Annotated in this window: 7 protein-coding genes and 1 pseudogene; 7 read left to right on the forward strand and 1 reads right to left on the reverse strand. The window is 74.1% G+C overall.

Features of this window, described 5'->3' with window-relative positions; translation table 11 throughout:
• On the forward strand, positions 1–561 hold a 561-nt coding region (locus tag ABD323_RS22225; protein ID WP_344443627.1), incomplete at its 5' end, for a phosphotransferase.
• Between the two features lie 117 nt (positions 562–678).
• On the opposite strand, the gene ABD323_RS22230 is transcribed toward ABD323_RS22225, so the two are convergent.
• Complete coding sequence (locus ABD323_RS22230; protein WP_425556109.1) at positions 679–1,848, reverse strand: serine hydrolase domain-containing protein; 1,170 nt, start codon at positions 1,846–1,848, stop codon at positions 679–681.
• Positions 1,849–2,123: 275 nt separating this feature from the next.
• Here ABD323_RS22230 and ABD323_RS22235 point away from each other — a divergent pair, with 275 nt between their 5' ends.
• The 6 genes and pseudogenes from ABD323_RS22235 to ABD323_RS22260 form a co-directional block, all read left to right on the forward strand.
• Positions 2,124–3,131: a zinc-dependent alcohol dehydrogenase family protein gene (locus tag ABD323_RS22235; RefSeq protein ID WP_425556110.1), complete on the forward strand. Its 1,008-nt coding sequence runs from the start codon at positions 2,124–2,126 to the stop codon at positions 3,129–3,131.
• A 121-nt stretch (positions 3,132–3,252) separates the two neighbouring features.
• Positions 3,253–3,951: a CBS domain-containing protein gene (locus ABD323_RS22240; RefSeq protein WP_344443629.1), complete on the forward strand. Its 699-nt coding sequence runs from the start codon at positions 3,253–3,255 to the stop codon at positions 3,949–3,951.
• Between the two features lie 181 nt (positions 3,952–4,132).
• The gene (locus ABD323_RS22245) at positions 4,133–4,567 is read left to right on the forward strand and encodes an avidin/streptavidin family protein (protein ID WP_344443630.1); all 435 of its coding nucleotides are present in this window, start codon (positions 4,133–4,135) and stop codon (positions 4,565–4,567) included.
• Between the two features lie 175 nt (positions 4,568–4,742).
• A complete protein-coding gene (locus ABD323_RS22250) occupies positions 4,743–5,456 on the forward strand; it encodes a CBS domain-containing protein (protein ID WP_344443631.1) in 714 nt (237 codons plus the stop codon).
• A gap of 103 nt (positions 5,457–5,559) precedes the next feature.
• On the forward strand, positions 5,560–6,453 hold the full coding sequence (locus ABD323_RS22255) for an ABC transporter ATP-binding protein (RefSeq protein WP_344443632.1): 894 nt from the start codon (positions 5,560–5,562) through the stop codon (positions 6,451–6,453).
• Positions 6,454–6,509: 56 nt separating this feature from the next.
• Positions 6,510–6,829 (forward strand): annotated as a pseudogene (locus tag ABD323_RS22260) (ABC transporter permease); the annotation flags it as partial.

Consider the following 6,829-nt stretch of genomic DNA (forward strand, 5'->3'; position numbering starts at 1 on the left):
GCGCGGGCCGGCTGGGTGAGGGGCCCGGGCCCGCCCGGGGGGGCGGCGACCGGACAGCCGTGGGCCGACGAACTCGCTTCCCACGTCCAGACGTTCCTCGCGATGGCCCACTTCGTCGACAGCTGCGAACGGCCCGGCCCCGTCGTGCTGACCCACCGGGACGTCCAGCCGTGGAACCTGCTCGCTCGAGAGGGTCGGCCGGTGCTGCTCGACTGGGAGCTCTCGGGCCTGCTCGACCTGTCCGGCGAGCTCGGCTCGACCGCGCTGGGCCTCGCGAAGGGACCCGGCCTCGACGACATCAGGCTGGCCGTCTTCCGCTCGGTCCTCGAGGGCTACGTCGCGGGCGGCGGCGCGCTGCCGCCGTCAGGTCCGAGCTGGTTCGTGCCCATGGTCGGCGGCTGGCTGGGGCACACGCGGTGGAACATCCTGCGCTGCCTGGCCGGTGTCGAGGCCAGCACCGGCCCCGACCTCGCGCTGTCGCACGAATCCGCGCGCAACGGCGTGCGCGGCCTCCCCGACCTGTTCGGCCGGCTTCCGGAGCTCGAGGCGCTGCTCGGGTGACAGTGCCCGGACCGGCGCGGGCGGGAAACCGTTGCCCACCCGGCCCGCGCGCAACGGGCCCGCGCGCAACCGGCCGACGCGCAACCGGTCAACGCGCAACCGGCCGACGCGGACCGGTCAGTGGCACAGGGCCGCCTCCACGACAGCGTCGACCCGACCCCTGGCGGCCTCGTCGCTCAGCTGGACGCTGACGGTGATGTCGACGGCGCGGCCGTCATCGGTGGCGCCGCCACGGGTCTCGTACCCGGGGAAGCTTCCGCCGTGTCCCCAGGAGAGGCCGCCGCACGGCAGCGGCCTGCTCACCAGCCCCAGTCCGTAGCGGGCGCCAGGGCCGAAGGTGCTTTCGGCGGGGACGGTGGTGCGCATCTGGGCCAGCTGGGCGGCCGGCAGGAGCCGGCCCGCCAGCAGCGCGCCGAAGAACCGGTTGAGGTCGGAGTCGGTGGAGATCAGCTGACCCGCCGCCCAGCCCCAGGACGGGTCCGTCTGCGTGACGTCACGCAGCGGCGCACCCGGCGAATCCCGGTAGTAGCCCTCGGGATGGGGTTCGCGGATGGTCGCGTCACCGGGGGCGGGGAAGTAGGTGTGGCGCAGCCCGATGCGCCTGATGACGCGCCGGTCGATCTCCTCCGCCAGGGGCCGGCCGGTGACCTTCTGGATGATCAGGCCGGCCAGGACGTAGTTCGTGTTGCTGTACTTCCAGGCCGTCCCGGGGGCGAAGTCGGCCGGGTGCTCCAGCGCGATGCCGAGGAGTTCACGGGGTTCGAAGTACCGGACGTCGTCGCCGAGGTGGTCGCTGTAGTTGGGAAGTCCGCTGGTCTGCTGGAGGAGCTGACGGACGGTGATCCGGCGTCCGTCGATCCCCTCCCCCCTGACCAGGCCGGGCAGGTAGCAGTCGACCGGGGTGTCGAGGCCGATCCGCCCCTCGGCGACGAGTTGCAGGACCACCACGGCGGTGAACGTCTTGGTGTTGCTGCCGATCCGCACCTGCCCGTCCCTGGGCACCTCCGAGCCGGTGGCGAGGTCCCCGACCCCGGCGGTGAAGGTGCGGGTGCGGCCTGCGCGGTCCTGCACGCTCGCCAACGCGGCGGGCGCGCCGTCGGAGTGCAGCAGCGCGTTCAGCCCCCGTTGGACGGCGTTCGGCCCGGAGACGGCGCAGGCTGCGGTCGGCGCCAGGGCGCCTGCCGTCATGATGCCGGCGGCCAGTGCGGCCGCGGCGACCACGGTCGCGCGCCGACGCTCCGGCTGCGGCCAGGTGGCCCGGAACCGGTGCCAGGTCTGCTCGAGCATGAGTCAACTCCCCAGGAGATCAAGTCCGTCACGGTGTGACAGGACAAGATCCTGGCCTCCGGGTGCCCGGGGCACATCGCGTGAAAGCGGGAGGAGAAACTCCCCCGATCGGCGGAGGCGCCCGGGGCCCTGCCCAGGCCCGTCGACTCCGGCTCGCCCCTGCCCGCTGATGGAGGACGCTGGAGGGGAGGGCCGGCCCGTGCCGCCGGCCGACTCCGAGTCCAGCCCCCAGCCCGGAAGGGTCCCCGGACATGGCGATATCCCGGCAGGAGACGTTGAGCACGACCGCGTGGGTGGTCGAGCGGCCCGGCCCGGTGGCCTCGTCGCCGTTGCGCCGGGTGGAGCGACCGATCGCGCCCCCGGGGGCGGGCGAGATCCTGGTCGAGGTCGCGGCCTGCGGCGTGTGCCGCACCGACCTCCACCTGGCCGAGGGCGACCTCGTGCCGCGCACGCCACGGTGCACGCCGGGCCACGAGATCGTGGGCCGGGTGCTGCGGACGGGATCCGGCGTCACGCACTTCGCTCCCGGCGACCGGGTCGGGGCGGCCTGGCTGGCGAGCACCTGCGGGACCTGCCGCTACTGCCTCGCCGGCCGGGAGAACCTCTGCCCGCACTCGCGCTACACCGGCTGGGACCTCCACGGCGGCTATGCCGGGCACACGTTGGTCGACGCTCGTTTCGCCTATCCGCTGCCCGAGGGTCCGGCCGACGAGGAACTGGCCCCGCTGCTGTGCGCGGGCATCATCGGCTACCGCGCGCTGGAACGTGCCGACCTGCCGCCGAGCGGCCGCCTGGGCCTGTACGGCTTCGGCGCCTCCGCGCACCTGACCGCCCAGCTCGCGCTCGCCCGCGGCGCCACGGTGCACGTCCTGACCCGGGCCGAGGAGGCCGCCCGCCTGGCGCTGGAGCTGGGCGCGGCCTCCGCCCGCGGCGCGTACGACAGGCCGCCCGAGCCCCTCGACGCGGCGATCCTCTTCGCGCCGGTCGGCGACCTGGTGCCCGTGGCGCTGGCCGCCCTGGACCGGGGCGGCACGCTGGCCGTGGCCGGCATCCACCTCACCGACGTCCCCGCACTGAACTACGACCGGCACCTCTTCCAGGAGCGCACCCTGCGCAGCGTCACCGCCAACACCCGCGAGGACGGCCGCGCCTACCTGGCCGAGGCCACCCGGCAGCATCCCGTCGTCCACGTCCGGCGCTACGCCATGAGCCGGGCCGACGTCGCGCTGGCGGACCTCGCGGCGGATCGGATCACGGGAGTCGCGGTGCTGATGGCGCCGTGACCACGGCCCACCGGGCGGGGTCCGAACGGCCCTGGTCGGGGCCGTGGTGTGGGTGGAGCCTGGGAGGGAGAGGGCGATCCCTCCTCTCGGCGGGATCCACACCCCAGGAGGCCTGAGGACCATGCAGCACCGTACCGTCGGCGACGTCATGACCCACGCGGTGATCGCGGTGGGGCGCGACGCACCGTTCCAGGAGATCGTCGAGCACCTGCGCACCTGGCGGATCAGCGCGTTGCCGGTGCTGGCGGGCGACGGACGCGTGGTCGGCGTCGTCTCCGAGGCCGACCTGCTGGCGCGGGAGGAGGTCGCGGACACCGTCCTGCCGCCGTCCGACCGGGCTGCCGACGCGACACTGCGGCAGCAGGCCCACGCGCTGACCGCCGGGCAGCTGATGTCGTTCCCCGCGATCACCGTGCACCCCGACGCCACCCTCGCGCAGGCCGCCCGCGCCATGGCGCACGCCCACGTCAAACGCCTGCCCGTGGTCGACGCCGAGGCACGCCTCGTCGGCGTCGTCAGCCGCAGCGACCTGCTCAAGGTCTACCTGCGCCGGGACGAGGACATCGAGGCCGACGTGCGCGAGGCCCTGCTCGCCCATCCGCTCCCCACCGACGCGTCCCGCGTCGACGTGAAGGTCGAGGAGGGCGTGGTCACCCTGCGCGGCACGGTCCCGGAGCCCTCCCCGCTCCGCATCCTGGACCTGCTGGCCCGATCCGTGCCCGGTGTCGTGGACGTCCAGACCCTCATCGGCATCGGACCGCCCCCGCACACCGCCCCCGGCGACACCCCGGCCATCCACAGCACCGGAGCCACGCTGTGAGGGTCATCGCCGCGATGACCCGCCCGAGGCCTTCCGGCCGTCAGCTCCGCGCTCCCACGGCCGCGCACCACACACCGTGCGGCCTGCGCTGCCTGCGACGATCCTGGAAACAGGGGTGAGGCGAGCGACGCGGGGCCCGCGTGCGGACCTCGGGCGCGGGGAACGGCCCAGGAGGAAGCCCATGACCATCGCCGGAGACTGGTACAACACGCTGGGGTCGCACATGCGGTTGGTGGTGAGCCCGTCCGCCGACCTCAGCGGGACCTACACCTCGGTCACGGGCCACGCCTCCGGACGGCATGCGCTCGTCGGGCGCTACGACCCGCCCGCGAGGAGGGACCACGGGGCGACGGTCGGCTGGATCGTCGTGTGGCACAACGAGCAGAGCGACGCGGCCTGCGTGACCAGCTGGAGCGGACAGTACTTCGAGGCGGGCGAACGGATCGACGCGACGTGGCTGCTCACCACCTCCAGCAGCCCGGCGGACGGCTGGGAGGCCACCACGGTCGGCCAGGACGTCTTCACCCGCCAGTCGCCCACCGCGGGCCGGGCCGGCGAGCCGGCCCGGCACCGGCAGCGCGGTTCCGGCCCCGCGCGAGCCGCAGCGGTGGACTGAGGCAGACCTGACGGCGGTCGAACGGGCGTCGAGCAGCCGTCGAGCGGCCGTCGGCCACCGGCGGACCGAAGGAGGACCGATCGGCCCTGGTCGGGTCGGTGGCGGGGGCGGAGGCTGGGAGGTAGAGGGCGATCCTTCCCTCGGCAGGGATCCACACCCAGGAGGCGTGAGGGCCATGCAGCACCGCACCGTCCACGACGTGATGACCCAGGGGGTCGTCACCGCCCGGCCCGACACGGCGTTCAAGGAGGTCGCCGGGCTCTTCCACCGCAACGACATCACCGCCGTCCCCGTCATCGACGACCAGGACCGCCCGCTCGGCATGGTCTCCGAGGCGGACCTGCTCCGCAACAAGGCCGTCCAGCCGGACCCCGAGGGCCACACCTCCGCCGCCCGACTGAGCCCCACCGAGCGCGCCCGCGCCGAGGCCGAGACCGCCGGCGGCCTGATGACCAGCCCCGCCGTCACCGCGCGCCCCCACTGGAGCATCGTCGAAGCGGCCCGGGTGATGGACCGCAAGAAGGTCAAGCGCCTGCCCGTGGTGGACGAGGCCGGCCGGCTCGTCGGCATCGTCAGCCGCAGCGACCTGCTGCGGCTCTTCCTGCGCAGCGACGCGGAGATCCGCGCGGAGCTCACCCACGACGTCCTCGGCCAGACCCTGTGGCTGGCCCCCCACGCGGTCGAGGTCACCGTCCACGACGGCGTCGTCACCCTGGCGGGCCGCGTCGAGCAGAAGAGCCTGATCCCCGTCGTCGAACGCCTCTGCCGCTCGGTCGACGGCGTCGTCGCCGTCCACCACACCCTCGGCTACACCATCGACGACACCGACCTCGACCCCGGACGCCCCCTCGTGCCCAGCCGGGTCGGGCCCCACACGCCGCACCTCTGAGACTCCTCGGCCGACGGGACGGACCCGTGCGCTCGGCACCGGACCGGGATCCGACGCGCGGTCCCCCTTCACGAAACCGCGCCGAGAGAGGAGTCTCAGCTTCATGACCGCCGCGATCTCGGTGTCCGCCCTGGTGAAGACGTTCGGCCGCACGCGCGCCCTCGACGGCCTGGACCTGACCGTCGACCGGGGCGAGGTGCACGGCTTCCTCGGCCCCAACGGCTCGGGGAAGTCCACCACCATCCGGATCCTGCTGGGCCTGCTGCGCGGCGACGGCGGGACCGTGCGCCTGCTGGGCGGCGACCCCTGGCACGACGCCGTCACCCTGCGCCGGCGACTGGCCTACGTTCCGGGCGACGTCACGCTCTGGCGCAACCTGTCCGGTGGCGAGGCGATCGACCTGCTCGGGCGGCTGCGCGGTGGCCTGGACGCCCGGCGCCGCGCCGAGTTGCTGGAGCGCTTCGAACTGGACCCGACCAAGAAGGGCCGCGCCTACTCCAAGGGCAACCGGCAGAAGGTGGCCCTGGTCGCGGCGCTCGCCTCCGACGCCGACCTGCTGGTCCTGGACGAACCGACCTCCGGGCTCGACCCGCTCATGGAGGAGGTCTTCCGCACCTGCGTCACCGAGGAACGCGACCGCGGACGCACCGTCCTGCTCTCCAGTCACCTCCTGTCCGAGGTCGAGGCCCTGTGCGACCGGGTCAGCATCATCCGGGCCGGCCGCAGGGTCGAGACCGGCTCGCTCGCCGAACTGCGCCACCTCACCCGCACCCACGTCAGCGCCGAACTGGCCTCCCCTCCCGTCGGCCTGGAGCGCCTCGCCGGTCTCCACGACCTGGTGGTCGACGGCCACCGGATGCGCTGCCAGGTGGACGCCGACCACCTGGACGCGCTGCTGCGCGAGCTCGGCCGCCTCGGCGTGCGCGCGCTCACCAGCCGCCCGCCGACGCTGGAGGAGCTCTTCCTGCGCCACTACGCGAGTGAGGTGACCGGGTGAGGGCGCTCACCGGCACCAGCACGCTGCTGCGGCTCGCCCTGCGCCGCGACCGGATCATGCTGCCGGCCTGGGTCTACCTGCTCACGGCCTCCGTCGCCTCCACCGCGTACTCGTTCACGAAGCTCTACGGCACGCCCGCCTCCCGCGAGCAACTCGCCGCGAGCCTGGCGGGCAACAGTTCGCTGCGCGCGCTCTACGGGCCGCTCGGCGACACCGGCATCGGCGGCATCACGGTCTGGCGGATCGGCGTGTTCGCGGCCACCCTCACCGCCGCGATGAGCATCCTGCTGGTCGTGCGGCACACCCGCGCCGAGGAGGAGGCCGGCCGTCTGGAGCTGATCGGCGCGGGCCGCGTCGGACGGTCCGCGCCGCTGGC

The organism is Kitasatospora nipponensis (genome assembly GCF_039528135.1).
Lineage (GTDB): Bacteria > Actinomycetota > Actinomycetes > Streptomycetales > Streptomycetaceae > Kitasatospora > Kitasatospora nipponensis.

Bases quoted from the DNA above. Each gene is read 5' to 3' on its own strand.
- ABD323_RS22255 (WP_344443632.1), top strand. From the start codon at position 5,560: ATGACCGCCGCGATCTCGGTGTCCGCCCTGGTGAAGACGTTCGGCCGC.
- ABD323_RS22245 (WP_344443630.1), top strand. From the start codon at position 4,133: ATGACCATCGCCGGAGACTGGTACAACACGCTGGGGTCGCACATGCGG.
- ABD323_RS22240 (WP_344443629.1), top strand. From the start codon at position 3,253: ATGCAGCACCGTACCGTCGGCGACGTCATGACCCACGCGGTGATCGCG.
- ABD323_RS22250 (WP_344443631.1), top strand. From the start codon at position 4,743: ATGCAGCACCGCACCGTCCACGACGTGATGACCCAGGGGGTCGTCACC.
- ABD323_RS22230 (WP_425556109.1), bottom strand. From the start codon at position 1,848: ATGCTCGAGCAGACCTGGCACCGGTTCCGGGCCACCTGGCCGCAGCCG.